At 71.1% G+C, this 23,273-nt stretch carries 26 protein-coding genes; 17 read left to right on the forward strand and 9 right to left on the reverse strand.

What is annotated here, in order from left to right; all coding sequences use genetic code 11:
- Nucleotides 1-52 precede the first annotated feature (52 nt).
- The gene (locus AMO33_RS19975) at nt 53-478 is read right to left on the reverse strand and encodes a hypothetical protein (protein WP_011206661.1); all 426 of its coding nucleotides are present in this window, start codon (nt 476-478) and stop codon (nt 53-55) included.
- Nucleotides 479-613: 135 nt separating this feature from the next.
- Between AMO33_RS19975 and AMO33_RS19980 the strand changes: the two genes are divergently transcribed.
- The 5 genes from AMO33_RS19980 to AMO33_RS20000 all read left to right on the forward strand — a co-directional run bounded on the left by AMO33_RS19980 (nt 614) and on the right by AMO33_RS20000 (nt 4,805).
- On the forward strand, nt 614-1,375 hold the full coding sequence (locus tag AMO33_RS19980) for a DUF2470 domain-containing protein (RefSeq protein ID WP_060593874.1): 762 nt from the start codon (nt 614-616) through the stop codon (nt 1,373-1,375).
- A gap of 69 nt (nt 1,376-1,444) precedes the next feature.
- Entirely contained in the window at nt 1,445-2,236 is a 792-nt protein-coding gene (locus AMO33_RS19985) for a CPBP family intramembrane glutamic endopeptidase (RefSeq protein WP_060593875.1), read from the forward strand.
- 62 nt (nt 2,237-2,298) lie between these two features.
- On the forward strand, nt 2,299-3,627 hold the full coding sequence (locus AMO33_RS19990; RefSeq protein WP_060593876.1) for an LCP family protein: 1,329 nt from the start codon (nt 2,299-2,301) through the stop codon (nt 3,625-3,627).
- Nucleotides 3,628-3,636: 9 nt separating this feature from the next.
- Nucleotides 3,637-4,185, forward strand: a complete 549-nt coding sequence (locus AMO33_RS19995) for a ferritin (protein WP_011206657.1) — start codon at nt 3,637-3,639, stop codon at nt 4,183-4,185.
- Nucleotides 4,186-4,256: 71 nt separating this feature from the next.
- Nucleotides 4,257-4,805 carry a ferritin gene (locus tag AMO33_RS20000; RefSeq protein WP_011206656.1) on the forward strand — a complete coding sequence of 183 codons (549 nt, stop codon included), beginning with the start codon at nt 4,257-4,259 and terminating at the stop codon, nt 4,803-4,805.
- Between the two features lie 268 nt (nt 4,806-5,073).
- Here the strand turns inward: AMO33_RS20000 and AMO33_RS20005 are convergent, their stop codons facing one another.
- Genes AMO33_RS20005 through AMO33_RS20020 form a run of 4 tightly spaced genes read right to left on the reverse strand, consistent with a single transcriptional unit; the run spans nt 5,074 to nt 8,289 of the window.
- Nucleotides 5,074-5,994: a DUF5926 family protein gene (locus AMO33_RS20005; RefSeq protein WP_060593877.1), complete on the reverse strand. Its 921-nt coding sequence runs from the start codon at nt 5,992-5,994 to the stop codon at nt 5,074-5,076.
- 57 nt (nt 5,995-6,051) lie between these two features.
- The gene (locus tag AMO33_RS20010; RefSeq protein WP_011206654.1) at nt 6,052-6,819 is read right to left on the reverse strand and encodes a glycerophosphodiester phosphodiesterase; all 768 of its coding nucleotides are present in this window, start codon (nt 6,817-6,819) and stop codon (nt 6,052-6,054) included.
- On the reverse strand, nt 6,816-7,910 hold the full coding sequence (locus AMO33_RS20015) for a DUF4328 domain-containing protein (RefSeq protein WP_060593878.1): 1,095 nt from the start codon (nt 7,908-7,910) through the stop codon (nt 6,816-6,818). The genes AMO33_RS20010 and AMO33_RS20015 overlap by 4 nt, the downstream gene beginning before the upstream one ends.
- Before the next feature lie 22 nt (nt 7,911-7,932).
- Nucleotides 7,933-8,289 carry a rhodanese-like domain-containing protein gene (locus tag AMO33_RS20020; protein ID WP_011206652.1) on the reverse strand — a complete coding sequence of 119 codons (357 nt, stop codon included), beginning with the start codon at nt 8,287-8,289 and terminating at the stop codon, nt 7,933-7,935.
- A 503-nt stretch (nt 8,290-8,792) separates the two neighbouring features.
- Between AMO33_RS20020 and AMO33_RS20025 the strand changes: the two genes are divergently transcribed.
- The 4 genes from AMO33_RS20025 to AMO33_RS20040 all read left to right on the forward strand — a co-directional run bounded on the left by AMO33_RS20025 (nt 8,793) and on the right by AMO33_RS20040 (nt 11,900).
- A complete protein-coding gene (locus AMO33_RS20025) occupies nt 8,793-9,404 on the forward strand; it encodes a hypothetical protein (protein WP_060593879.1) in 612 nt (203 codons plus the stop codon).
- 186 nt (nt 9,405-9,590) lie between these two features.
- Nucleotides 9,591-10,211: a superoxide dismutase gene (locus AMO33_RS20030; protein WP_011206650.1), complete on the forward strand. Its 621-nt coding sequence runs from the start codon at nt 9,591-9,593 to the stop codon at nt 10,209-10,211.
- 203 nt (nt 10,212-10,414) lie between these two features.
- Nucleotides 10,415-10,945, forward strand: coding sequence for a hypothetical protein (locus tag AMO33_RS20035; RefSeq protein ID WP_011206649.1), 531 nt, complete (start codon nt 10,415-10,417; stop codon nt 10,943-10,945).
- Nucleotides 10,946-11,081: 136 nt separating this feature from the next.
- Nucleotides 11,082-11,900: a class I SAM-dependent methyltransferase gene (locus AMO33_RS20040; RefSeq protein ID WP_060593880.1), complete on the forward strand. Its 819-nt coding sequence runs from the start codon at nt 11,082-11,084 to the stop codon at nt 11,898-11,900.
- A gap of 71 nt (nt 11,901-11,971) precedes the next feature.
- On the opposite strand, the gene AMO33_RS20045 is transcribed toward AMO33_RS20040, so the two are convergent.
- Nucleotides 11,972-12,739 (reverse strand): SDR family NAD(P)-dependent oxidoreductase, encoded by a 768-nt coding sequence (locus tag AMO33_RS20045; RefSeq protein WP_011206647.1) that lies wholly within the window; start codon nt 12,737-12,739, stop codon nt 11,972-11,974.
- 112 nt (nt 12,740-12,851) lie between these two features.
- Between AMO33_RS20045 and AMO33_RS20050 the strand changes: the two genes are divergently transcribed.
- The gene (locus AMO33_RS20050; RefSeq protein WP_060593881.1) at nt 12,852-13,505 is read left to right on the forward strand and encodes a TetR/AcrR family transcriptional regulator; all 654 of its coding nucleotides are present in this window, start codon (nt 12,852-12,854) and stop codon (nt 13,503-13,505) included.
- Nucleotides 13,506-13,551: 46 nt separating this feature from the next.
- On the opposite strand, the gene AMO33_RS20055 is transcribed toward AMO33_RS20050, so the two are convergent.
- The 3 genes from AMO33_RS20055 to AMO33_RS20065 form a co-directional block, all read right to left on the reverse strand.
- Entirely contained in the window at nt 13,552-14,268 is a 717-nt protein-coding gene (locus tag AMO33_RS20055; protein WP_060593882.1) for a TMEM165/GDT1 family protein, read from the reverse strand.
- 396 nt (nt 14,269-14,664) lie between these two features.
- Nucleotides 14,665-16,623: a molecular chaperone HtpG gene (gene htpG / locus AMO33_RS20060; RefSeq protein ID WP_011206644.1), complete on the reverse strand. Its 1,959-nt coding sequence runs from the start codon at nt 16,621-16,623 to the stop codon at nt 14,665-14,667.
- Nucleotides 16,620-18,272 carry a TM0106 family RecB-like putative nuclease gene (locus AMO33_RS20065; protein WP_228790013.1) on the reverse strand — a complete coding sequence of 551 codons (1,653 nt, stop codon included), beginning with the start codon at nt 18,270-18,272 and terminating at the stop codon, nt 16,620-16,622. Before AMO33_RS20065 ends, htpG begins: the two co-directional genes overlap by 4 nt.
- Before the next feature lie 309 nt (nt 18,273-18,581).
- Here AMO33_RS20065 and AMO33_RS20070 point away from each other — a divergent pair, with 309 nt between their 5' ends.
- From AMO33_RS20070 to AMO33_RS20100, 7 genes are read left to right on the forward strand one after another with little or no spacing between them, the layout of a single operon-like run.
- Nucleotides 18,582-19,214: a DUF6474 family protein gene (locus tag AMO33_RS20070; protein ID WP_011206642.1), complete on the forward strand. Its 633-nt coding sequence runs from the start codon at nt 18,582-18,584 to the stop codon at nt 19,212-19,214.
- A gap of 4 nt (nt 19,215-19,218) precedes the next feature.
- Complete coding sequence (locus AMO33_RS20075; RefSeq protein ID WP_060593884.1) at nt 19,219-19,746, forward strand: hypothetical protein; 528 nt, start codon at nt 19,219-19,221, stop codon at nt 19,744-19,746.
- A 36-nt stretch (nt 19,747-19,782) separates the two neighbouring features.
- Nucleotides 19,783-20,442 (forward strand): YcnI family copper-binding membrane protein, encoded by a 660-nt coding sequence (locus AMO33_RS20080; protein ID WP_011206640.1) that lies wholly within the window; start codon nt 19,783-19,785, stop codon nt 20,440-20,442.
- Nucleotides 20,439-20,972: a copper resistance CopC family protein gene (locus AMO33_RS20085; protein WP_060593885.1), complete on the forward strand. Its 534-nt coding sequence runs from the start codon at nt 20,439-20,441 to the stop codon at nt 20,970-20,972. Before AMO33_RS20080 ends, AMO33_RS20085 begins: the two co-directional genes overlap by 4 nt.
- Nucleotides 20,973-20,982: 10 nt before the next feature.
- A complete protein-coding gene (locus AMO33_RS20090; RefSeq protein ID WP_011206638.1) occupies nt 20,983-21,912 on the forward strand; it encodes a CopD family protein in 930 nt (309 codons plus the stop codon).
- Between the two features lie 50 nt (nt 21,913-21,962).
- Nucleotides 21,963-22,802, forward strand: a complete 840-nt coding sequence (locus AMO33_RS20095; RefSeq protein ID WP_060593886.1) for a class I SAM-dependent methyltransferase — start codon at nt 21,963-21,965, stop codon at nt 22,800-22,802.
- Nucleotides 22,799-23,257, forward strand: a complete 459-nt coding sequence (locus AMO33_RS20100) for an SRPBCC family protein (RefSeq protein ID WP_060593887.1) — start codon at nt 22,799-22,801, stop codon at nt 23,255-23,257. The genes AMO33_RS20095 and AMO33_RS20100 overlap by 4 nt, the downstream gene beginning before the upstream one ends.
- Nucleotides 23,258-23,273: the final 16 nt, after the last annotated feature.

The following is a 23,273-nucleotide window of genomic DNA, read 5'->3' on the forward strand; positions in this document are numbered from 1 at the left end:
GCCCCCGCTTTCCGCGACCGGGCCGCGAACGGCCGCGTTCGCGCGCTTCCGTTCAGGGTTCCAGGACCGCGAGTGCGGCGCGGACCGCCTCGGGCTGCTCGGTCTCCACCGCCAGCAACACGCCGCGGACCGCCTCGATCGCGGGCGGTTTCAGGGCGGTCAGGAAGGCGAGGTCCGGCGCGGCGAGGGCGGCGCGGATGTCCTCTCCGCACAGTGCGGCGGCGGTGGCGGCGACCACGGCCAGCGCGCGCGGGCCGCTGTCGGTGCGGGCGAGGTAGCCGGTCTCGGCGTGAGCGATGGCGGCGAGGAAGTCGGCGACCTCGGCGTCGCTGCCGTCGGCGTGCAGAACGGGAGCCTCCGGTCGCGGCGTCACCGGGCGGACCAGTCCCGCCACGAGGCTGCGACGGGCCGGGGTGCTGAGGGTGACGAGGACGGGCTCGTGCGGCGGGTTACCTGCGGGAGTCGGTGCATCGGCCACCCGGCCACGGTATCCCCCGCGGCGTCGCCGCTCGGCGGCGGTGCGGACGCGGCCGCGCGTAAGGGTTGCAGATCACACCTTCCTCACTTAGCTTAGGTTTACCTAAATCGCCGCCGCATCCTTCCGGAGGTCCGCATGCCGAATCCCGTCCTCGCGCCGAGCACTGCCGAACGGGTGCGCAGCGCCTGCGCACACGCGGAACAGGCCGTGCTCGCCCTGCCCGGCATCGACCCCACGCCGACCTCGGTGCATCACCTGCGCCAGTGCGGCGACGTGGTGATCGCCGTGCCCGCGGGGTCGGTGGCCGCCGTGCTGACGGCGAACTCGGGGCCGGGTGGCGCCGCGGCGGTGCTCGAGCTCACCGATCACGCGCCGCTGCCGCTGCGCGAGCCGGTGCGGGCGCTGGTCTGGCTGCGCGGTGCGGTGCGCACGGTGCCGCAGTCGGCGCAGCGGGCGTTGGCCGGCGAGGTCGCCAAGGAGTTCCCGCACCCGGAACTGCTCGACGTCGGCCACGGCGCCACCCTGCTGCGGCTGGTGATCGACACCGCGGTGATGGCCGACGCGACCGGCGCGGAATCGGTGCGCGTGGAGGAACTCCGCTCGGCCCAGCCGGATCCCTTCTGCCAGATGGAGTCGGCCTGGCTGCAACACCTCGACGCCGACCACCCCGACATCCTCGAGCAACTGGCCCGGCACCTGCCGCCGCGCTTGCAGACCGGCGCCGTGCACCCGCTGGCCATCGACCGCTACGGCCTGACCCTGCGCGTCGAAGGCCACGACGGCGACCACGACGTGCGGTTGCCGTTCACCGCGCCCGTCGACGACGTCGAGGCGCTGAGCCGGGCGGTGCGGGCGCTGGCCGGCTGCCCCTTCCTCAACGGATTGCGCCGGATCTGACCATCGCACCGGGCACACGGCCCCGACTTGCCGCGCCGCCCGGATTCCGCGCCGCCTAGATTCGAGGGCATGCCAGCCGAGTCGCCCGCGCGCCGCGAGGAGTCCGAGCCCACCGACCGGGAGCGGTCGGCGATCCGCCTGGAAATCGCGATCGTCCTGGTGGTCACCTTCGGGCTGAGCGGATTCGGCGCGGCGCTCGCGCTGCTGGACAGCGCCCTCTCCCCGGAGGGCGTCGGCGGCCGGACGGTGGCGCTCAATGCCTCCCGCTCGAGCAATTCTCTGCTGGACCTGCTCTTCCAGCTCGTCGGCGTGCTGCGGCTGGCCGCGTGGGCGGCGCTCGGGCTGTATCTGCTGTGGCGCAGCGGGATCGGACCCAAGCTGATCGGGCTCGGCCGCCCGCGACCGCGCGTCGATCTGCCGCCGGGGCTGGTGCTGGCGGCGGTCATCGGGCTGCCCGGGCTCGGGCTGTACCTGGTCGCGCACGCGATGGGGGTCAGCGTGACCATCGTGCCGAGTTCCCTGGACGAGCACTGGTGGCGGCTGCCGGTGCTACTGTTGTCGGCCTGCGCGAATTCGGTCGCCGAGGAGGTGCTGGTCGTCGGCTATCTGCTGACCCGGCTGCGGCAGCTGGGCTGGTCGGCCAACTCGGCCTTGCTGGCCTCGGCGCTGCTGCGCGGCAGCTACCACCTCTACCAGGGGCTCGGCGGCGGGCTGGGGAACCTGGTGATGGGCCTGATCTTCGGCCGTTACTGGCAGCGGACGAACAAGCTGTGGCCGCTGGTGATCGCGCACGCCACCATCGACGCGGTGGCCTACCTCGGATACGTGGCGTTGCGCGGACGTGTGGGCTGGCTGCCGTGAGCGGGCGGGCGGTCTGCGACCAGTCCCCTTTCCGCACCGCCGGACAGTAGAGTCGACGGGTGATGAACGGCGACGACCCCCGCAACGCGCGGACGCGCCGGGTGCCGCCGCCGCAGGGCCGCCCCGGCATGCCGCACCAGCGTGATCCGCGCGCGGCCGACCCGGGCCACGGCGCGCCCGGCCACCGGCCCGCTCCCCCGCCGCGCCCCGTCGAGCCGACGAAGAAGCTGTACCGCGACGCCGCGCCGCACCAACCGCTGGCGTACTCGCAGGTACCCCAGGAACCGCCGCCCCGGCTGCGCCGGACCGACTACGCGCCCACGCAGACGCCGGAGCCCTTCGAGGATCCCCGCGCGCACCGGCCGCCGCGCAGGCACGTCCCGCCGCCACCGCCGGCCGCCCCGCCGCGCAGGCGCGACCCGGCGCCGCGCCCGCCGCGCCCGCGCCGCAAGCGGCACCCGTTCCGCTGGTTCCTGATCTTCCTGCTGGTGCTGGTGATCGGTTCCGTGGCCGGTGTCATCCACCTGGACGGCAAACTCACCAGGATCGACGCGCTGGCCGGGTATGCCGATCGGGTCGGCGACACCCCCGGCACGAACTGGTTGCTGGTCGGCTCCGACGGCCGCGGCGGACTGACCGCCGAACAGGAACAGGAGCTGGCCACCGGTGGCGAGGTGGGCCCGGAGCGCACCGACACGATCATGCTGGTGCACATCCCCCGCTCCGGGAAGACCACCCTGGTCAGCCTGCCGCGCGACTCCTACGTGAGCATCCCGGGCCACGGCCGCGACAAGCTCAACGCCTCGTTCGCGCTCGGTGGCCCGCAGCTGCTGGTGCAGACCGTCGAAATCGCGACCGGATTGCGCATCGACCACTACGCGCAGATCGGCTTCGCCGGTTTCGCGAACGTGGTCGACACCCTCGGCGGCATCGAGGTGTGCCTGCCGCAGGCGATCGACGACCCGCTGGCGGGCATCGATCTGCCTGCGGGCTGCCAGGAGCTCGACGGTCCGCAGGCGCTCGGCTTCGTGCGCACCCGCGCCACCGCGCTGGCCGACATCGACCGGATGAACAACCAGCGCCTGTTCATGTCCGCCCTGCTGGAGAAGGCCACCAGCGCCTCGACCCTGGCCAACCCGTTCACGCTGTGGCCGTTGGCGTCGGACATCGCGCGGTCGTTGAAGGTCGACGAGGGCGATCACCTGTGGGATCTGGGCAGGCTCGGCTGGGCGATGCGGGGCGACACCGTGGCGACCACCGTGCCCGTCGGCGGCTTCGACGACGTCTCCGGCAGCGGCAACGTGGTGTTGTGGGACAAGAACCGGGCCGGGGCGTTCTTCGAGGCACTCGCCGACGACAGGCAGATTCCGGACGACCTGCTCACGCGGTAGCGTCGGAGCATGAGCGGAAGTGAAGTCGCCGAGGCGTTTCCGGCATTGTTGAACGCACAGATCCGGCGCGGTTTCACCGTCGCGCAGCAGTACCTGGCGGGCGCGGTCTACTTCGACGTCCGCCGACTGCCCCGGCTGGCCGGCCACTGTTATCTGCGCCACGAACACCACCGCGGGCACGCCCTGCGGATGGTCCAGTACCTGCTCGACCGCGACCTGCCCGTCCGGGTCGGCGGGCTCGACGGTGTGCAGTCCGACTTCGACTCCGAGCGGGAGGCGGTCGCGCTGCTGCTCGCCGCCGAGCGCGCCTACACCGACGAGGTGACCGCGCTGACCGCCGCCGCCCGGGATTCGGCGGACTACCTCGGCGAACAGTTCATGCAGTGGTTCCTGCGCGAGCAGCTGGACGCGGTCGCCGGAATGACCACGCTGCTGTCGGTGCTGGAGCGCCGGGGCGGAAATCTGTTCGATGTCGAGGAGTTCGTGGCGCGGGAACTGAAGCCCGGGAAAGGCGCCGACCCCACCGCTCCGAAAATGGCTGGGGCAGGGCACATTTAATTAGGCAATACTATCCTCAATTAGGGTGTACTTGGATGACAAGCGCTCTGACCAGCGTTAATGTCGGGAACATGTCCAGTCATCCGGAGAACCCGCGCAGCAAATTCCACAGCCTGCTTCACGACCAGATCCGGCATGAATTCAATGCCGAACACCAGTACATCGCGATCGCGGTGTGGTTCGACAATGCGGATCTGCCGCAGCTGGCCAAGCGTTTCTACCGCCAGGCGGTCGAGGAACGCAATCACGCCCTGATGATCGTCCAGTACTTCCTGGACCGCGATATCAGCGTCGAGCTGTCCGGCATCGATGCGGCAAAGTCGCATTTCGAGACCGCCCGCGAGCCGATCGCCCTGGCGCTGGCGCAGGAGAAGACGGTCACCGAGCAGATCATCCGGCTCGCCAGCACCGCCAGGGAAGAAGGCGATTACCTCGGCGAGCAATTCATGCAGTGGTTCCTGAAGGAGCAGGTCGAGGAGGTCGCCAACATGACCACCCTGCTCAACATCGCCGACCGCGCCGGGTCGAATCTGTTCGACCTGGAGGATTTCGTGGCCAGGGAGATGAGCGGTCCGGCCGACGCGTCCTACGCCCCGTCGGTCGCCGGTGGCTCGGTGTAATTCCGGCCGCCGTAACCGCGGGAGCAAACAGGCCCGGCTCGTTCGAGGACGAGCCGGGCCTGTCGCATCGTGAAACCGTCCGTCACTCAGCGCTCAGGGAGCTGAGCAGCGTGGTGAGCAGCGCGAGAATGGCGTCCATGATGTTCCTACTTTCCTCATCAGCCGGGTCGGGTTTCCCGTCCCGGTGTCACCTCGCGGCGACGGAACGAACCTAACCCAGGCCGGATCAGAAAGAAGGCGTTTTCACAAACTTTTCGCCACTGATTTCTCAGCGCAGGGTGACCTGCCGCGAGCGCAGTCCGTCGCGGGAACGCCGCTCGTCGGCCGTCAGCGGAGTGTCCACGGCGAGGGCGTCGGCCAGCCGGACGCCGAATTCCCGGGCCGGCTCCACCCATTCGCTGGGATGCCGCTCGGGATCGAGGTCGAACACCGGCACGAGCAGCCCGTGCGTGCGGAACGACCCGGCGAAGCGAGAGCCCTCGCCCATGTGCAGCCCACCGGCGGCGTGCACCCGGGCCAGCGCCAGCATCAGCGCGTCCTCGTCCTCCGGGCGGACCCAGCGCACGTGCGCCTTCTCCCCCGCGTCCACCCACCAGGCGGCGCCGACGACGTCCGCGCCGAGGTCCAGCCGCGCCGAGGGCATGATCGCCTGCTTGGCCTGCTCGATGGTCGCGGCCACCTGCGGGTCCGGGGTGACGCCTTCGGGCACCCACCAGTCGAAGTCCTGCTGCACGGTGAGGTCGAGGGAGGCGTTCGGGTCGATCACGTCGGTCAGGCGCGGCCCGCCCGCGATGCTCTCGACCGAGGTCAGCGAATCCCCCGCCTCGGCCGACTGGGTCCACAGGATCGCGGCCGCCAGGTCCGCACCGGCGTCGGCACCCTGGAACTGCACCTGCGCGCCCACGTAGCCGACCGGCGGTTCCCCGGCGCGCACCAATGCCGCCACGGCACCGGGCAGCACCGTGCCGAGCACGACCTCGCGCTCGGGGGCCACGCCCGGCTGCAACGGCAGCGTCGCGGTGGCCGACGGCACGAACTCACGCAGGGCGACCAGATCGCATTCGGCGGCCAGACCCTCGAACGGCCGGGTGACGACCTGGGCGGCCTGCTCCAGCGCGGCCTTGCGCTCGGCGAGACGCTGGGCCCGGTTCCCTCCGGGCTTCGGACTGTTGCGCTTGCTCTTTCCCACGAGCGCACAACCTACACGGGGCCGATGGCCACACCCGCAACGCGCCCGGCGCGCCGATCAGGCCGCCGCGAGCAGCGCCTTGGTGCGGCCGGGATGGTTGGTCGCGACCCAGCTGACGCCCAGATCGGCGCACAGCCGCACGTCCGCGGGTTCGTCGACGGTCCAGCAGTAGGTGGCCCGGCCCGCCGCGGCCGCCTTGTCCACCAGTTCGGGGTGTTCGCGCAGGGTCTTCACCGAGGGGCCGACGGCGGTGGCGCCGACGGTGGTGGCCGCGCCGCCGCCCAGGTACCGCGACGACTCCCCGAGCAGGACGGTCGGCAGCAGCGGGGCCGCGCGCCGGATCCGCCACACCGCGGTGGCCGCGAACGACATGACCACGGCGCGGGAGTGATCGGCCGAGGCCGGGGTGGCGATGCCGTAGCGCTGTAACTCGGCCAGCACCTTGTTCTCCACCAGGGCGCCGTAGCGCACCGGATGCTTGGTTTCGATGAACAGCTTGGTCGGCCTGCTGCGCCAGTCCAGCACCAGTTCGATCAGCTCGCTGAGGGTGAGCACCGAGGCGGGTGTGCCGTCGGCGCCGAAGTCGAGGGCCTTCAGCTCGGCCAGGGTCATCTCGCTGACCGGGCCGGTACCGGAGGAGGTGCGGTCGACCGTGCGATCGTGCACGCAGACCAGGTGGCCGTCCCTGGTGAGCCGGACATCGCACTCCACGCCGTCGGCGCCCTCCTGCAGCGCGAGTTCGTACGCCGCGAGAGTGTGCTCGGGCAGCGCCGCCGACGCTCCCCGGTGCGCGACCACGAACGGTGCGCGATTGCCCTGGCTCACTTGGCCACAACCTCCTCCTGCGCACGGTCCTCGGCGCCGTGCGCGATCTGTCGATCCTCGGTCACCCGATCCTCGGTCACCCCGGCGTCGTCCGCATCCCGGGCCGCCGCGGCGGCAGGCTCCGCCTCCCGGCGGGCACCGCCCGGGTGCACCGGTTCGATCACCGGCACCGCGGGGTCGGTGGCGACCACCCATCGCCGCGCCATCCTGGCACGTCCGCGCAGATCCCGGCCATCGAAGAGCCGGACCACCGCCAGCGTGAGCACCGCGACGGCCGCCGCGACGGCGTCGGTGAGGGCGGTGAACGCCACCCCGTCGGCCTGCGCCTGCAGGGAGTCGGCGGTCCGCCACAGCAGCGCCGCCGCCACCAGCACACCGTTGCCCACCCAGGCGCACCACCAGATCCGCACCGCCCGCTCGGCGCGCGGATCACCGGTCGCGGTGGCCAGTTCGGCCAGGTAGACCCCCGGCCACAGCAGATTGACCACGGGCACCAGGCAACCGAGCAGGATCGCATACGGCGCGCGCGGATCGGCGTGACCGGTGCGCGCGTAGGTCGCGCGGCGGGTACGGATCAGCCAGCCGGCCAGGGCCACCGCGGTGCCGAGGGCGAAGACGACCGCGGCCAGGCCGGTGGCCCAGACGAAGACATCGGAGAGCGTCAGCACGAACGGGTGGATCAGCCGCGTGCGGTTGCGCAGCAGGATCAGATACCGCAGTACCTCGGCCAGGGCCGCCAGCCCGAACAGCCACGCGGTGAGTATCAGCAGGCGTTCGGTGTTGGACGCGAAATCGTCGAGCCGGGACCGGGCCGCGGCGGGTGCGGGCGGTGGCAGGTCGTGCAGACCCCAGCGCGGGATCTCCCGATAGCGCGGGGTGGGTGTCGGCGCGGCCGGGCCGGTGCCGCCGGGCTTGCGGACGCGGTGGTCGGGCTTGCGGGCGACCCATCGATAGTTGCGGCGCTGCGGTGGCGCGTCGATCGGGCCGGGCGAGAGCAGCACGCCGCGGCAGCGCGGACACCAGTGCAACGGTGTCGACTGGACCGCCCATCGTGCGCCGCATCGCGCACACGGCTGCACCACCGTACTCACCCGTGCACCTCGCCCTTCGTCGTCAGTAGATCTTCGCCTGCCGGTCGCCCTCGGCCACCAGCGGGCGGCCGGTCCGCTGCCAGGCCACCATGCCACCGCTGACGTGCACGGCTTCGTACCCGATGTGGGTCAGGTACTTGACCACCTCGATCGAGCGACCGCCCTGCCGGCAGATCACATAGACCTCGGCGTCGTAGTCCAGCTCGTCGGTGCGCGCGGGCACGTCGGCCATCGGGATGTGAACGGCGCCCGGCGCGTGACCCTGCTGCCATTCGTCGTCCTCGCGCACGTCGAGCAGGATCGCCCCCTCCGGGCGGCCCGTGTCGAACGCACCGGGGACCTCGTCCACCTGCACCGACGGAATTTCGGAGCTAGTCACGGTTTCGATCCTGCCATGCGTGCCACGGCGCCGGGGAGTACCGGGGCAGGGCATGACCAGCGGTAGCGGGACATCCGCCGTACCGGGCCGCGAGTACGGTTACCCGGACGATAGCCGGGCCGTGCCCCGTTCCACCGGACCTGTGCATATCTCCGTCGAAGTTATCCACATAATCCACAACCTGATCCACAGGCGGCCGCTATCGCGGCCCGGCCATTCACAGGATGGAACTATAAGCAAACACGCGGCGAACGACGACGGACGTGCCGGGGAGATCGGGACCCACGCGACCCGGTGAAGCGGGCGTGGCGGACGACCGATCCGGGACTCCCCTCCTGAACATCCCGGAGCGATCATCCGTCGCCGCCTCGGAACCGCGGTCGTGCGGGTCCCGACATCTACTTGGACGCCGGTACCGCCGGTTCGGTTCCACAAAAAAACGAGAACCGTAGCGAATATCGGAAATCCCGGATCGGAGCCGCTGCTCTGGTTAGCCTGGCGCCATGAACCGGAGCAGGGGGTCACGCGATGGATTCGACGCACAGGGACTCAACACCGCGCTGGCCGAGGCCGCCTGCCTCGGCGCCGAGGTCGACACCGACCGCGCCCGGCTCTGCCTCGACCTGTCGGTACTGACACTCGCCGAGGACGAGGCCGCGCCGCACGAACGCCGGGTCCGGCTCACCTTCACCGGCGTCAGCCGGATCGCGGCCTCGCTACGGGTACACGCCTGGGGCGACGTCCCGCCGCAGGTGCTGCCGCTGCGCCTCGAGGAACTGGCCGAGGCGATCCGCAGCTTCGGCGGCGCCCGGCTGCACGGCTGGGAGTACATCGACGTCGACGACAGCGGCTGGGCGCTGTGGCGCGAGCTGCTCAGTTTCGACACCACGATCGACAACCGGATCAGCCCGCACGTGCTGGAGTTCTCCCAGGAGGAGGGCATCGACCCGCGCGAACTGGACGTGCGGGTGTGGTTCGACGCGATCACCATCCACGACCCGGACGGCACCGAGATCCCGCTGGCGGAGTTCATCGCCTGCGGCACCCGGTGGTGGCAGGCGCACGACGCCGCCGATCCACGCACCCTGCAATCGGGCATCGTGCCGCAGCTGTAGTCCCGCCCGGCCCGGCCCCGGTGCGATTGACATCGTGCGCACCGCGAACCAAGATCGGCGAGAATTCGTCGGCCGTACCCGGAACACGGGGGCGAGCGGGCGAGTTGGTACCGAGCGGGTGTACGAATGATGGTTGGAAGCGCTCATAATCCGGGCGCCACAGCCCGACATCGAGGAAGGGACATCGTGGCTGAGTACACGCTGCCAGATCTGGACTACGACTACAGCGCTCTGGAGCCCCACATCTCCGGGCAGATCAACGAGCTCCACCACTCCAAGCACCACGCCGCCTACGTCGCCGGTGCCAACCAGGCGCTGGAGAAGCTGGAGGCCGCCCGGGAGTCCGGCGACCACAGCGCCATCTTCCTGTACGAGAAGAACCTGGCCTTCCACCTCGGTGGCCACGTCAACCACTCGATCTGGTGGAAGAACCTGTCCCCGAACGGCGGTGACAAGCCGGTCGGTGAGCTCGCCGCCGCGATCGACGACCAGTTCGGCTCGTTCGACAAGTTCCGCGCGCAGTTCACCGCCGCGGCCAACGGCCTGCAGGGCTCGGGCTGGGCAGTGCTGGGCTACGACACGCTGGGCCAGAAGCTGCTGACCTTCCAGCTCTACGATCAGCAGGCCAACGTGCCGCTCGGCATCATCCCGCTGCTGCAGGTCGACATGTGGGAGCACGCCTTCTACCTGCAGTACAAGAACGTCAAGGCCGACTACGTGACCGCGTTCTGGAACGTGGTGAACTGGGCCGACGTGCAGGATCGCTTCGCCCGCGCCGTGAACCAGGGCAAGGGCCTGGTCTTCTGACCCGGATCCGCTGACAGCTCGACGGTCGCGGCCGCCCCGGCATCGGGGCGGCCGCGACCTTTCGTTTCCCCGGCCCCGGCTGGCACTCATTGGTACTTGTGTGCCAAATGACCTCTGCGTCATTCTCTGAATCCACGGAAAACGGGCAACCACGGAAAACGGGCAACGGCCGCCCCGGTTCGACACCAGTTCGGGAGGCAGACATGACGACCAGCGACACCTCGATCGGGATCACCCCCTTCCACTCCCGCGGCTCCCTGCGCGGTTTCGTCATCTCCGGACGCTGGCCCGACACCACCAAGGAGTGGGCCCAGGTGCTCGTGCTCGCGGTGCGAGTCGCCTCGTTGCCCGGCCTGCTGCCCACCACCACCGTGTTCGGGGTGCGCGAGGAACTGCCCGACGATCCCCAGCCGGGCACGGTGGGCCTGGTGATGGCCGAGGGGCCGGTGCTCGGCGAGGAAGCCGTCGAGCCGGGCCGTTTCGCCGAGCATGTGCCGCCCGCCCTGCTGATGCTGCACCCGCCGTCGGAGACGCGCCCCTCGCTGCCGGAATGTGCCGGCGCCGCGTCGGGCTGCGTGCTGCTGCCCGGTGTGCCGCATCTGGGCCTCGAGCACCGAGCCGCCTGGGCCGAGGCCGAATCCGACGGTACGGTGACCTCGCTGGTGAGCCGGGTCGGGCTGGACCCGATCAGCGACCCGGACACCGCGGTGCTCGCCATGTTGCTGGCCGCCTGACGGAAACCGCACGGGGCGCCGATGCGGACCGGCGTGCACGCCTAATCGACAGCGACACAGCGTTTTCGGTACTCCCGCCGAGTTTGCGCAAGGGTTACCCGGATAGCCTGTGTCGGTCGAAAGGAACACGGCACACATGTCCGCACATCCGTTCGCGGCACCGGAACCCTGGGATCTGGTCGCCGACGGCTATGCCGAAACCACACACGCTCTGCTGGAACCGTTCTCGGCGCGCGCCCTCGAACTCGTGGCGCCCGGCCCGCACGCGCGGGTGCTCGACGTGGCCGCCGGTCCCGGCACCCTCAGCCTGCCCGCCGCCCGCCAGGTCGCCGAGGTGGCGGCCATCGATTTCTCCGAGGAGATGGTGCGCCTGCTGACCGCGCGGGCGCGCGCGGAGGGAATCGACAACATTCGCGCCACCGTCGGTGACGGCCAGCGCCTGCCGTTCACCGACGCCCGGTTCGACGCGGCGTTCTCGATGTTCGGCCTGATGTTCTTTCCCGACCGCCGCAAGGGTTTCGGTGAGATGTTCCGGGTGCTGCGGCCCGGCGGGGTCGCCGTGGTGTCGAGCTGGGCGCCGGTACTGGAATCGACGCTGATGCGGATGGTCTTCGCGGCACTGCGCGCGGCCGACCCGTCGATCCAGGAGCCGCAGCCGAACTACCTGAACCTGGAGAACCCGGAGGTCTTCGCCACCGAGATGCGCGAAGCGGGCTTCGCCGGGGTCTCCATCCAGCGGCACACCCACTCGGTGGCCTACGCCGACGGTGCCGATCTGCTCGCGCAGATGGTGCGCGGCAGCGCGCCGCTGACCCTGTTGCGTCGCGAGGTCGGCGAGCGGGAGTGGGAGCGGCGGGCGGCGATCATGCGCGCCCACCTGGACGAGCACTACCGGCCGAACATGCCGTTGACGACCACCGCCCTGCTCGGCATCGGCCACAAACCGGCGGCCTGACACGACGACGGCCGTCGCCGAAGGAAATCGGCGACGGCCGTCGGTACGAGCGATGCTGCCCGGACGAGAGATCAGCGCGGCGCCATGCGCAGCGCGCCGTCCATGCGAATGGTCTCGCCGTTGAGGTAGTCGTGCTCGACGATGTACTGCGACAGCTGCGCGTACTCGTCGGGACGGCCCAGGCGCGAGGGGAAGGGCACACCCGCCTCGAGGCCCTTGCGGTACTCCTCGGTGACACCGGCCAGCATCGGGGTGTCGATGATGCCGGGGGCGATGGTGTTCACCCGGATACCGAACTGGGCGAGGTCACGCGCGGCAGGCACGGTCATGCCGTGCACGCCGCCCTTGGACGCGGAGTACGCGATCTGGCCGATCTGGCCCTCGAAGGCGGCGACGGAGGCGGTGTTGATGACGACGCCGCGCTGGCCGTACTCGTCGACCGGGTCGGTCTTGGCGATGGCGTCGGCGGCCAGGCGCATCACGTTGAAGGTGCCGAGCAGGTTGACCGTGATGACGGTGCGGAAGAGCTCGAGGTCGTGCGGGCCGTTCTTGGACAGGATGCGTCCGGCCCAGCCGACACCGGCGCAGTTGACCACGATGCGCAGCGGCGCACCGGACTCGACGACCTGCGCGACGGCGGCGGCGACTTCGTCGTTGCTGGTGACGTCGGCCGGGATCAGGGTGACGCCGGCGGGCACGTTGTCACCCGCACGCTCGATCGAGGCGGGGATGTCCAGGCCGAAGACGGTGGCCCCCAGCTCGGCGAAGCGCTTGGCGGTGGCGGCGCCCAGGCCGGATGCACCTCCGGTGATGATGGCGGCGGAACCCGAAATCTCCACGATGGTCCTCTCGTTCGTGACAGCCAATTGGCCCTTCGTCAATGGCACCCTAACCCGTGCCTCGGCCGCCCCCGCCCACGGCTCCCTCCAACCGTCCGGTGAAAATCGACCCATGCAGCGAAAGGCAGGCAGCGCCAGGCAGCTTCCCCGCGGACGCCACGGGCTGCCGCGGGAACAGGTGATCGCCTCACAGCGCGATCGGATCCTGGACGCGATGGCCGACGCGATGGCGGCCGAAGGATATGTGGGCACCTCGGTGGCGGCGGTGCTCAAGCGTGCCGGAGTCTCCCGGGAGACCTTCTACGAGCAGTTCCGGTCCAAGGAGGACTGTTTCGAAGCGGCCTACGAGCGCGCCGTCGAGCGGCTGGTGGCGCGGATCGCGGCGGCGGCGCAGCGGCGCGCCGACGCCCCGGTGGACCGGCCGGATCTCGAGCGCATGGAACGCTTGCTCGACGCCTACATCGAGGGACTTGCCGAGGACCCGGCCTATGCCCGGCTGTACCTGGTGGAGGTGTACGCGGTCGGCTCCAAGGCGCTGGCCAAGCGGGCCCAGCTACAGGCCTCCTTCGTGGAGCTGATCGCGGAGGTGCTCGATGCCCGCACCGACGCGCAGCGTTTCGCCTGCGTGGCGTTCGCCGCCGCGGTGAGCGCGATGGTGACCGCCCGGATCGCCGCCGATGATCTGGACGGGCTGCTGCGGCTGCGCGAACCGCTGCTCGACCTGGTGCTGCGCGGCGGCGCGGTGTACGGCGGCGCGCCGGGCTGAGGGCGCCGAGGCTGCCGCCGGCCGGGTCGCGCGTGGCCGCGGCGGACTACTCCGGGCGCGGCACCGCGAGCGGATCGGGCTCGCGGCCGGCGCCGGCGGCGGCCCGCCTGCGCTTGCGGATCAGCATCGCGGCGCCCGCTGCCGCGGGCAGCAGCGCCGCCAGCGCGAGGCCCGCGACCGCGGACAGCGCGGGCGCCAGCGCCGACAGCAGCGTGGCACCGCCGAAGAGCAGGAACAGCAGGCCCGCGGCGATACCGATGATGTGCTCGGGCAGGTGCTTGCCGAGCAGGATGCCCAGCGCGATGGCCAGGCCGTCGGCGGCCACCATGCCGACGGTGGAGCCGATCCACACGCCGAACCAGTGGTTGTCGGTGGCCAGGGCTGCGGTCGCGAACATGGTGCGGTCGCCGAGCTCGGCGAGCAGGAAGGCCGACAGCACCACCAGGAACGGCGCACGGCTGCTGCGCGGGGCGGGCGGTGCGTCCTCCTCACCGCCGACCAGGTGCTCGCGCAGGGTCCACAGGCCGACAGCGAGGAAGGTCAGCGCGGCCACCAGGGCGATGGCGCGGGTCGGCAACGCGGCACCGAGGAAGTGGCCGACGGCCACCGAGAGGATGTGCACGCCCGCGGACGCGGTCGCGATCCCGCCGAGCACGACCCACCAGCGGTAACGCAACGCGAAGGTCAGCGCCATCAGCTGGGACTTGTCACCGAGTTCGGCGAGGAACACGATGCCGATGCTCAGCGCGATGGTGGTGATCATGAGTGTGCGTTCTCTTCCGGGTCTCCGGCCCGCCGGCCGGGACGCGGGGCGCTCCGGCCGACAACGGGGTGGTTGTCAGGGCCGAAGGTCTCGCCCACCGGCCTCGGCCGGTTCGTGCGACCGGACCCGTGCCCTGCCGGGCGGCGGATCAGTATGTCGACCGCACGATTGGGGGCTACTCCCCTTCGCTGTCTGCGACCCTACCTCGAGCAACCCGCCCGCGCCAGCGAGCCGACATCGAAAAGCCAATGCGCACAATAAGTTTGGCGGCCCAGCCCACGGAGTTCGGTAACCCTTACGCAATTGTCGGCAAACCCCGGCGGGCGTCGTCCGGGCGACACGAAAAGGCCCCCGTCCACCGGAAAGTGAACGGGGGCCGAGCTTTTCGGGTGCCGCCTACAGCGTGCGGGTGAGCCGATCGGTGAGGATGTGCGCGAAACGCGCCGGATCCTTCAGCTCGCCGCCCTCGGCGAGCACCGCGGTGCCGTAGAGCAGCTCCGCGGTCTCGGTGAGCTCGGGCACCTTGCCCTCGTCGGCGTCCTGCTTGCGCTGGTCGTAGGCGTCGCGCAGGCCCGTGACCAGCGGATGCGTCGGATTCAGCTCCAGGATCCGCTTGCTGACGGGCACCGGCTGACCCGACGCGCGGTACATCCGCTCCAGCATCGGCGTGAAATCGAACACATCCCCCACCAGGCAGGCGGGCGAGGTGGTGAGCCGGTTGGTCAGGCGCACCTCCTTGATGTTCTCCTCCAGCGTCTTGCCCAGCCAGCTCAGCAGGTCGGCGAACTCCTTGTCCTGCTGTTCACGCAGCGCCTCGGAGGCCTTCTTCTCCTCCTCCGACTCCAGGTCGACCTCCCCCTTGGCGATGGACTGGAACCGCTTGCCGTCGAACTCCGGCACCGAGCCGACCCACATCTCGTCGACCGGGTCGGTCAGGATCAGCACCTCGCGACCCTTGGCCTTGAACGCCTCCATGTGCGGCGAACTCTCCACCTGCTGGCGGGATTCGCCGGTCATGTAGTAGATGGCGTCCTGCCCCTCGGGCATCCGCTCGACGTACTGCGCCAGCGTGGTGAGCTCGGAATCGGAGTGCGTCGAGGCGAACGAGCTGACCTGCAGGATGGTCTCGCGGTTGTCGAAGTCCGAGAGCAGGCCCTCCTTGAGAACCCGGCCGAACTCGCGCCAGAAGGTCTGGTACTTGCTCTGGTCCTCGGCCTGCTGGAGATCCTTGACGGTGGCGAGCACCTTCTTGACCAGGCGCTTGCGGATCATCTGGATCTGGCGGTCCTGTTGCAGGATCTCGCGGGAGACGTTGAGCGAGAGGTCCTGCGCGTCCACCACGCCCTTGACGAAGCGCAGGTACTCCGGCATCAGCTCTTCGCAGTTGTCCATGATGAACACCCGCTTGACGTAGAGCTGCACACCGCGCTTGTGCTCGCGGGTGAACAGGTCGAACGGCGCCTGCGAGGGCAGGAACAGCAGCGCCTGGTATTCGAAGGTGCCCTCGGCCTTGAGCGGGATGATCTCGAGCGGCTCGTCCCAGGCGTGGCTGACGTGCTTGTAGAACTCCTTGTACTCCTCGTCGGAGACCTCACCGCGCGGGCGCGTCCACAGCGCCTTGCGCGAATTGAGGGTCTGCTCCTCGACGATGGTCTTCTCCTGCTTGTCCTCGCCCTCGCCCTCGGTGACGGTGCGCTCGACCTGCATGCGGATCGGCCAGGCGATGAAGTCGGAGTACTTCTTGACGATCTCGCGGAGCTTCCACTCCTGCGTGTAGTCGTAGAGGTGGTCTTCCTCGTCGGCGGGCTTGAGATGCAGCGACACCGCGGTGCCCTGCGGCGCCTCGGCCAGATCCTCGATGGTGTAGGTCGAGGACCCGGCGCTGGACTCCCAGCGGGTGCCGCCGGTCTCGCCCGCCTTGCGGGTGGTCAGCGTGACCTTGTCGGCGACCATGAAGGTCGAGTAGAAGCCGATGCCGAACTGGCCGATCAGTTCCTCGGCGGCGGCCTCGGACTTGGCTTCGGACAGCTTGCGGCGCAACTCGGCGGTGCCGGACTTGGCCAGGGTGCCGATCAGGTCCACGACCTCGGCGCGGGACATGCCGATGCCGTTGTCCCGGACGGTGAGGATCCGGTTGTCCTTGTCGACCTCCAGCTCGATGTGCAGGTCGGCGGTGTCGACGTGCAGATCCTTGTCCTTGAAGGACTCCAGCCGCAGCTTGTCCAGCGCGTCGGACGCGTTCGAGATCAGCTCCCGGAGGAAGGTGTCCTTGTTGGAGTAGACGGAATGGATCATCAGCTCGAGCAGCTGATGAGTTTCTGCCTGGAACTCGAGTTGTTCGACGTGCTCTGTCACGTCGCGATGGTACCGCCGCGACCGAGCGAACCGGCTGCCGGTCGCGGGCCGGCGGCGGCCTCCGCGCCGGCCGCGCCGCCCAGGTCGGACCGCCGGGCGAAGTCGGCGAGCGAGGGCACCTCGAGCGCCGCGCAGTGCGGGTCGGGCACCCGCGGCGACATCCACTCGCGCAGGGTCATGGTGGCGCGCACGTCGTCCTCGTTGTATTCCAGCAGCCGGGTGCGCTGGCCGAGGTCCGGCGCCGCGTCGTAGCCGACGGCCAGCCGGTACCAGCTCATCGACGCCTCACCACTCGCCTCGGGATCGCGCCAGGCGAACCCGGCGACCGGAGCGATCTTCTTCAAGCCCTTGCCGTTGGGGCAGATGAACTGCTCGGTGACGGCCTGGAACATGTCCACCCATTCCGGGCCGTCCACGAAGGCGCGCACCTGCTCGACCGTCGGCACGCCCGGCCTGCCCGCGAACCGGCGCGCCGACTCGTAGAGCCACTTGTCCTCGGCGGTGCGCGAATAGCAGTAGGCGGCGAAGGTCTTGCCCGCGGCGTGGGCCTGCGCGCGCACCGTCATCAGCCAGGTCCAGAACTCGCCGAAGGAGCGGCCCTCGTCCTCGGTGGGCAGCGGGTCCCAGGTGACGAACGGGCGGTACTGCCCGTCGAGCAGGGTGCCCCACAGGTAGGCGCCGTGCTCCTGGTAGCTCTCCAGGTCGACGTCGACCTCCACATCGGCGCGGCGGACCCGGACCTGCTCGAAGCGGCGCACCAGCGGCGCGCCCGCCAACCACGCCCGCGCGGTGACCACGGCCTCGTCGAACGGCCCGTGCTGCCAGTCCTCGGGGTCGGGGCCGGTCCAGTCGGCCAGTTCGTCGATGGTGGTGACGCCGTGCGCGCGCAGCACCTCGGCGCGGGAGCCCGGCGCCACCAGGCTCACGTCCCGTCGCTGGATCAACCACTGCTCGCAGCTGGGGCCGCCCATGCCCCTGGTCCACCACGGGCACTGCCTGCACTCGGGCACCTTCGCGGGAACGGTGGGCACCTGCCCGCGCACCACCGCGATGCGGTCGGCGTAGCGGCGGTCGTATTCGGCGAGCAGGGGGGCCACGTCGTGCACCAGGATCCGGTCGAACTGCAGGCCGATGACGCCACCGAGCAGGCCGGGGCTGGCCAGGCCGTGCCGTTGCAGCATCCGGTACAGGTGGGCCAGGCGTTGCTGGTCGCGCGGCTGCTGGCGCAGTTTGCGGGCCGGATCGGGTTGCGGATCCCAGTGGAACGGGTCGGAGGTGGTGGGGTGGAAATCGGCGGGCTCGGGCCTGCGCGGATCGGTGACCTTGTGATTGACCACGATGACCGGGATGTAGCCGCCGCGGTCGGCGTCGCGCAACAGGATCTCCACACCGCCGCGCCGTCCGGTGTCGGGTTCCTGCGGCAGCAGCGCGCCCCAGATGCGTTGCGCCCCCGCGGCACAGGCGCGCACGGTGGCTTCGGCGCGGTCGGCGGCGCGCAGCGCCGGGTCGATGATCACCCACTGCTCGGGCGCGGCGGCGACGAGCAGATCGCGCACCCTGGCCCGGTGCGCGGCGGCGGCCTCGCGGCGCTGACGCACCCCCGCGTCCTCGGTGACGTCGGCCAGCGCGCCCGGATGCGCCGAATCCATGTGCAGGCGGTGCCTACAGCCGATCAGCGCCCGCGCGTCGAGGTATCCGGCGGACGCGGCGGTGGCGGCCGACCGCTGCCCGGTCGAGCCGTCCTCGTCGTGACCGTCGCGGTCGCCGCTGCCCGAATGCACGTAAGCAGTATGGTCCAGACCCCCGACACGTCCGCGAACCGCACTCACCCGGCCCGCCACCGCCAGCTCGCCGCGCGGCGCGGGCGCGACGGGCTCGCAGCCCGGCGGCGCGACCCGATAAGGTGGGCGCGAACCGCGAGGTACCGGGGCAGACAGCAGTGACGGAGGGCCTTTTCGATGGGGTTGTTCACGAAGCGCACACGGCGCCCTAGCCGCCGAGCCGAGGCCAAGGCCCTCAAACACAAGGCCGGGCTGGAGGCCAAGCTGGCCGCGAAGAACGAGCGCAAGGCCCGGCGGGTGGAGGCGCGCACCCAGCGCAAGGTCGCCAAGCAGCAGATCGCCACCCTGAAAGCCGAGGAGAAGGCCGCCGTCAAGGCCGCGGCCAGGGCCGAACGCGATCCGTTCAGCGCCGGGCAGGTCAAGAAGTACATCGGCGTGGCCCGGGTGCTGGTGCCGGTGCTCGCGCCGCTGGCCTACCGCGGCGCCACCTACCTGCGCGGCCAGCTCGACACCCGGCGCGCCCAGCAGCTCGGCATCGGCGTGCATCAGCTCGCCGACTACAGCGGGCACGGCGCCAAGCTGCAGGCCCGCATCGCCAACACCGAGGCCGCGCTGGGCCGGGTCGAGGACAACGGCGAGGAGACGCGCACCTTCGTCGCCGCCACCCGCGACCGGCTGGCGAGCCTGGACACCGCCGTCCGCACCGCCGAGCAGATGCCCGCCGGGCGCAGGCGCGCGGTGCACGCCTCGATCTCCCACGAACTGTCCGGCATCGAAGCCGACGTGCTCGCCCGCCTCGGCGTGCGCTGAATCGATGTCCTCCGGCCCGAGTCCCGGCTGGCCGCGCGGCGGTCTGGTCGGGGCCGTGGTCGGCCTGCTCGGCGTCGCCGCGCACGGTGCGGCGGGCGGCGGGTATCCCACCGCGGAACTGGCGCTGCTGCTGATGGTTTCGGCGGCGGTCGGGGCAGCGGCGGTGCCGCGTGCCCAATCCGCCGCCGCGCCGGTGCCGGTGCCGGTCCTGCTCGCACTGGGGCAGTTCGCCGCGCACGTCGTGCTCAGCGGGTTGTCCGGCCATCCCGCGCACGGCACCGCGCCGACGGCCGTTCCGTCCGGCTGGATGATCACCGCGCATGTCGTGGCGACCGTGGCCTGTGCCGTGCTGCTGGCGAGTGCGGAACGCCTGTACCGCGCCGCGTCGGGCACGGTACGCGCCTTGTTCGGCGCCCCGCGGCCACCCGCTCCGGTGGCAGTGCTCCCGGTGCCCGCCGTGGGCCGGCGCCACTACCGCAGTGTTCCGAAGGGCGTCGCCGCGCCGCGCGCGCCGCCGGTGTGGTCGTCGTGAACCCACCATTCCCCTTCGGACAGAGAGCTTTTCCTCATGCGTAGTTCCCTTTCGCGCGCCTGCGGTACGGCGGTGGCCGCCGTGGGCGTCGTGCTGCTCACCGGCGGCACCGCCGCGGCGCACGTCACCGCCGACGCGCCCGGCGCCGCCCAGGGCGGGTACTCGGTGGTCACCTTCCGGGTGCCCACCGAGTCCGAGACCGCCGCCACCACCGCGCTGACGGTGACCCTGCCGAACGTGCGCAGCGCCCGCACCGAACCACTGCCCGGGTGGACGGCCCGGGTCGACCGCAACGACAAGTCCGAGGCGGTGTCGGTCACCTGGACCGCCGACCCGGGCAACCCGGGCGTGCAGCCCGGGCAGTTCCAGCGCTTCGTCGTCTCGATCGGCCCGCTGCCGAGCGCCGAGACCGTGAGTTTCCCGGCCGAGCAGACCTACAGCGACGGACGAGTCGTCGCCTGGAACCAGCCGCCCGCCGCCGACGGCAGCGAGCCCGAGCACCCCGCACCCACTCTCACCCTGGCCACGGCGCCCGGTGATACCGCCGCCGACGGCCACCACGTCGGCACCGAGGCCGCACACGCCGACGACGCGAGCGACGAGACCGCCCGCTGGCTCGGCGGAATCGGCTTGGCGCTCGGCCTGTTCGCGGTCGCGCTCGGTCTGGGCACCGTCATCCGAGGACGGCGCGCATGACCGCCCGCCTGCTCCGGATCGTCCTCACCGCGTTGTTTGCGGTCGGGCTCGCACTCACGGCGGGCGGCGTGGCCGCCGCGCATTCCAGCGCGGTCGGCAGCGTGCCCGAGAACGGCGCGCGCGTCGACAAGGGCCCGGAGCGGATCAGCGTCACCTTCAACGAGGACCTGCAGCCCAACTTCCCCTCGCTCACGCTGGTCGGCCCCGACGGAAACCTGTGGTCCAGGGGCGAACCCACGGTCGAGGGCAAGACGGTGAGCGTCGCCGCCGGCGAGCTCGGCCCGGCGGGCGAGTACACCATCGCCTTCCGCGTCACCTCCGCCGACGGTCACCCCGTCAGCGGCACCCGCACCTTCACCCTCACCACCCCCGGCACCGGGACGCCCGGTGACCGCGCCGACGCAGCGGCGGAGTCCGCGAACGGTGACGGCGGTGTGCCGCTGTGGGTGTTCGTCCTGGGCGCCGTGGCGCTGTTCGGCGCGGGACTCGCCGTGGCGCTGTTCGGCTTCCGGGGCCGGGGTCGCGGCTGAGCGGGCCCCGGTGAGCGCACCGACGACCGGGCGGGACGCCGCCGCGCTGCTCGCCGTCGTCCCCGCCGGACTGCTCGGGGTCGGGCTGGCCTGGCTGCTGGCCCGCCCCGATCCGGCTCCGGTCGCGGGTGTCGTGCGGGTGCTGGCCGATTGCGCGGGCGCGACCGTGCTCGGCCTGGCCGCGCTGCCCCGCCTGCACGACCGGTTGCGTCCGCCCTGGCTGGCGCTGGCGGTGCTGGGCGGCGTGTGGTGGGTCGCCGAAGGCGCGGTGCTGCTGTTCGAAGCGGCCGACGTCGTCGGCGTGCCGGTGGGCGAGCTGGACCCGCGGCGCTTCGGCACCTACCTCACCGGGGTCAGCGGCGGCCAGATCGGCGTCGCCGTGCTCGTGGGCACCGCCGTCCTCACCGGGTACGCGGCCCTGGCCTACCGCCGCGGCGACGACCCCTCCCCCGACCTGGTCCTGGTGTTCGCCGCGGTCGCCCTGGCGCTGCGCCCCGTCACCGGCCACATGTCCCAGCAGCCGCTCGGCTCGATCCTGGCCGCCGTGCACGCCCTCGCCGCGGGCACCTGGTTCGGCGTCCTGGTGGCGCTGGCCCTGGTCGTCCGCGGCCGGCGCGAATGGGCCGCGACCCTGCCGCGCTACTCCGCGCTGGCCGTGCCGCTGGTCGCGGTGGTCGGGGTGACCGGCATCGTCAACGGCCTCATCCGCCTCGGTGGCCTCACCGCGCTGCTCGACACCGGCTACGGCCGCATCCTGCTCGCCAAGGCGACCCTGCTGGCCGTCCTGCTCGCCCTCGGCTGGTGGTGGCGCCGGGACTGGGTCCGCCGCGCCGCCGACCACCGAATGGACGCCGCCGCCTCCCTCCGCCGCGCGGTGCTGGAGGTCGCGGTGATGGCCGTGGCCTTCGGCTTGGCCGCCGTCCTCGCGGTCACCGCCTGACCGCTTCGGCTGTCCCGGCGGAAACTGTTGAAAACCATTACCATCAGTGCGTGGCTCAGGACGATCGGTTCACCCGTGCATTCGACACCGCCGGAAGCGATTTCGATCGCCTCGGCGTCCATCTGTGGAACCCCATCGGGTCCGCGACGGTGGCGGCCACCGCGCCCAGGCCCGGCGAGCGGGTGCTGGATGCGTGTTGCGGCACGGGTGCGTCGGCGCTGCCCGCGGCCCGCGCGGTCGGGGCGGGCGGCCACGTCGACGCGGTGGACCTTTCGGCGGCGTTGATCGGCGAACTCGCCCGTCACGCTGCGGCATTGCCGCAGGTACGCACGCATGTGGCCGATGCGACCACCTGGCCGCACGACGGCTACGACGTGGTGCAGGCGGTGCCGAGCGTCTTCTTCTTCCCCGACATGGCCGCGGGCACCGAGCACCTGATCTCCCGGGCACGGCCCGGCGGCCGGGTGGGGTGCACGATCTGGCGACGTGGGTCGATGGTGCTCGCGGGCAAACATCTGGGAAACGCGATCGCTGCGGTCACCGGCACGCCGGTGCGGGAGCGGCCCGAGCATCCCGTCGATCGGATCGACAACGCCGAGGCCTTCGGGTCGTGGCTCACCGAGCGGGGACTGACCGATGTCACCGTCGTCGAGCACCCGCTCCGACTGGCACTGACTCCCGAGCTCGCCTGGCTGATCGTCACCGGCTCGGGCTTCGTCGGCGCGTTGGCCGACCTCGACCCCGACCAGGTCGCCGCCGTACACCGCCGCTACCTCGACTCGCTGGCTGCCGCCGGCGTCACCGACATCGACGCGACCACGCTGATCGGTGTCGGTACTCGCGTTGCGGCAAACCCCCCGCGTACCAGGGCCGATACAGTGGCCTCATGACCGTTGTGAAGATCGTCGGCGATTGCGCCGCTTCGGCCGAGTCGGCGTTCCGGTATGTGAACGACTACCGCAACCTGCCGCGGTTCCTGCACGGCATCCAGTCGTTCACGCCGGTGGGGAGTCGGACCGAAGGGGTGGGAGCGGTGTTCGACGGGACGATGAAGCTGGGCCCGGCGACGCTGCACTCCCGGGTCGAGGTGGTGCGCTGGGAGGAAGGCGCGGCCATCGGCATCAAGTCGATCAAGGGCTTCGACCTCGAGTCGACGTTTCTGTTCCATCCGCGCGGGGAGGACCGCTCGACGGTCGACGCCATCGTGGACTACCGGGTGCCCGGCGGGCTCGCGGGCAAAGCGCTCGGCCGCACGATCGAGCCGTTCGTGAAGATCGCGGTGAAACACACCAACGACAACCTGCTCCGCCAGATCGCCGAGTTCCACGCCCACGGCGCGGCCTGAGCCGGTGATGGGATGC

The sequence above is a fragment of the Nocardia farcinica genome, assembly GCF_001182745.1.
GTDB classification, from domain to species: Bacteria; Actinomycetota; Actinomycetes; order Mycobacteriales; family Mycobacteriaceae; genus Nocardia; species Nocardia farcinica.

Excerpts from the sequence above, each read along its gene's own strand:
- AMO33_RS19980 (WP_060593874.1), top strand. The coding sequence starts at position 614 with ATGCCGAATCCCGTCCTCGCGCCGAGCACTGCCGAACGGGTGCGCAGC.
- AMO33_RS20040 (WP_060593880.1), top strand. The coding sequence starts at position 11,082 with ATGTCCGCACATCCGTTCGCGGCACCGGAACCCTGGGATCTGGTCGCC.
- AMO33_RS20100 (WP_060593887.1), top strand. The coding sequence starts at position 22,799 with ATGACCGTTGTGAAGATCGTCGGCGATTGCGCCGCTTCGGCCGAGTCG.
- AMO33_RS20075 (WP_060593884.1), top strand. The coding sequence starts at position 19,219 with ATGTCCTCCGGCCCGAGTCCCGGCTGGCCGCGCGGCGGTCTGGTCGGG.
- AMO33_RS20065 (WP_228790013.1), bottom strand. The coding sequence starts at position 18,272 with ATGGATTCGGCGCATCCGGGCGCGCTGGCCGACGTCACCGAGGACGCG.
- AMO33_RS20070 (WP_011206642.1), top strand. The coding sequence starts at position 18,582 with ATGGGGTTGTTCACGAAGCGCACACGGCGCCCTAGCCGCCGAGCCGAG.
- AMO33_RS19995 (WP_011206657.1), top strand. The coding sequence starts at position 3,637 with ATGAGCGGAAGTGAAGTCGCCGAGGCGTTTCCGGCATTGTTGAACGCA.
- AMO33_RS20000 (WP_011206656.1), top strand. The coding sequence starts at position 4,257 with ATGTCCAGTCATCCGGAGAACCCGCGCAGCAAATTCCACAGCCTGCTT.
- AMO33_RS19990 (WP_060593876.1), top strand. The coding sequence starts at position 2,299 with ATGAACGGCGACGACCCCCGCAACGCGCGGACGCGCCGGGTGCCGCCG.
- AMO33_RS20035 (WP_011206649.1), top strand. The coding sequence starts at position 10,415 with ATGACGACCAGCGACACCTCGATCGGGATCACCCCCTTCCACTCCCGC.
- AMO33_RS20085 (WP_060593885.1), top strand. The coding sequence starts at position 20,439 with ATGACCGCCCGCCTGCTCCGGATCGTCCTCACCGCGTTGTTTGCGGTC.
- AMO33_RS20055 (WP_060593882.1), bottom strand. The coding sequence starts at position 14,268 with ATGATCACCACCATCGCGCTGAGCATCGGCATCGTGTTCCTCGCCGAA.
- AMO33_RS19985 (WP_060593875.1), top strand. The coding sequence starts at position 1,445 with ATGCCAGCCGAGTCGCCCGCGCGCCGCGAGGAGTCCGAGCCCACCGAC.
- AMO33_RS20050 (WP_060593881.1), top strand. The coding sequence starts at position 12,852 with ATGCAGCGAAAGGCAGGCAGCGCCAGGCAGCTTCCCCGCGGACGCCAC.
- AMO33_RS20025 (WP_060593879.1), top strand. The coding sequence starts at position 8,793 with ATGAACCGGAGCAGGGGGTCACGCGATGGATTCGACGCACAGGGACTC.
- AMO33_RS20080 (WP_011206640.1), top strand. The coding sequence starts at position 19,783 with ATGCGTAGTTCCCTTTCGCGCGCCTGCGGTACGGCGGTGGCCGCCGTG.